The following is a 1,649-nucleotide window of genomic DNA, read 5'->3' as shown; positions in this document are numbered from 1 at the left end:
AGTTGTGTAAGAGCCTTCGTAATTTCTCCCCGATGACACATGCACACATCAGATTCAAAGCAAGTAATTGCAACATATTTTTTATCTAAAAAAAGCTGGTATAATTTTTCTATTGCATGAAGATTATCCCTAAGAGTTGTATTTTGGTAATTTTTAAAAAGATGTTCATAATCTTCTCGTGTTTTCAGATTGCGTCTTTTTTCAGAGGCGATTCCAAGTTCAGGCAAGTGTATATATTCAATGCCAATGTTGCTTACAGCTTTATCTAATTGTCTTTTTGAAAAACCATGTTTTCTACTTATTGGATTTTTACGAACATCACACAAAACTTTGATATTATTTTCTATAAGACAATTCAGATAATGGTCTAATGATTTTCCTTCATAACCAATGGTAAAAAAACAAGGCTTCTCATCTTTGGTATTACACATGTTTAATTTCCTTATATGGGTGGGGGGCTATAAAATATGCTAGAACCTAAAACAAAGCCCCCCAAAAGTTCAGGCGGCTTTAGTTGAGATTCTTTGTATCTCTCGTTCTATTTCTGCTAAAAAGCTTTCAACCGCTTGATTAATCTCTTCAATTTTCTTTTCATCACGGTGGATGCGTTTGATTTTCATACGAAAGAGAGATGAATCGCCCGTAAAACGTGGGTCATAACTGATAAAATCACACCATTTGCGCCCCGTACAAGCCATTTGGAATTGCATTTGTGCAAGATATTCAGGTTTGATTTCGTTATCGATAATGAAACGCATATGATTAGTTGATCTAGGGCATTTGATTTCGATTAGACCATCTTCATCAATCAGACCATCAGGGCTTGCCCCCGCCATTTTTATTGTGGGGTGTTGGATAAAGCCGCATTGAGTAACGTCAGTATCATAAATGAATGCATATTCTCTCAAGGCATCTTCTTCATTTTCAATACCCCATCTCATGTCTTCGGTTTCATAATAGGGGCTTGTTTGACCCGTTAAACGCTCTGTAATGAGTTTTATTTTGTAGTCTTCATATTTGCTTGTAGGAGTTCCCTTTGCTGTTTTACTGATAACGTTATAAACGTTTGATGCGGTGACTTTACCTAAACGAGCTTGAAACCATTCTGCTGTTCTTTGTTCCATTTCACACCGCCCTTTGTTGTTCATGAGACGTTGGAGCATATTCGATATCTTGGATATGAATATATTCGGCATTTTGTATAGAGGCGTCTGTTTGCTTTTGTTGTGGGAGAGATTGTAGAGCTCTTTCTATTTGAAAGTTTTTTCTTCTTTTCAACAGTCCCAAAACTTCTTGCGCTTTTTTACAAGACAAATCTTTTAGATTTTTTACCTTCGCGTAAAAGAGAAGATTATTTTCATCTGTTCCAGTTTCTTCAATTAGCCCTTTTATCTGTTCAAGCATGTCATAAGAAATAAGTTCTACTTGTGTGATGTTATTAATACGTTTAGCTTCGTCTTCTTCATAAATACCGGACAAACCAAAAGCGTAGCGTGCACATTGTATAGTGGCTTTATGACGTAACATGCGTGCTGGGTATTTTTTCCAAGCTTCACTTTTTTCTTGTAGGCATTCTTTTAAATGTTCGGTGACTTCGACAGGGTTTGTAATGCCTTTGAGATGAATGGCACATTTAATGGCAATGATCT

General features: G+C 36.1%; 3 protein-coding genes. All 3 read right to left on the bottom strand.

Annotated features, from left to right (window positions below):
• The coding region (locus tag FJG96_RS00040; protein WP_139412230.1) for a DUF488 domain-containing protein at positions 1-431 on the bottom strand (431 nt) is incomplete at its 3' end.
• Positions 432-500: 69 nt separating this feature from the next.
• A complete protein-coding gene (locus tag FJG96_RS00035; protein ID WP_139412229.1) occupies positions 501-1,124 on the bottom strand; it encodes a lambda exonuclease family protein in 624 nt (207 codons plus the stop codon).
• A 1-nt stretch (position 1,125) separates the two neighbouring features.
• On the bottom strand, positions 1,126-1,649 hold a 524-nt coding region (locus tag FJG96_RS00030; protein WP_180338201.1), incomplete at its 5' end, for a recombinase RecT.

Origin of the sequence: Bartonella mastomydis (assembly GCF_900185775.1) — a bacterium.
GTDB classification, from domain to species: Bacteria; Pseudomonadota; Alphaproteobacteria; order Rhizobiales; family Rhizobiaceae; genus Bartonella; species Bartonella elizabethae.
The sequence above is the reverse complement of the archived record's forward strand: the minus strand, read 5'-3'. Positions and strand labels throughout refer to the sequence as shown.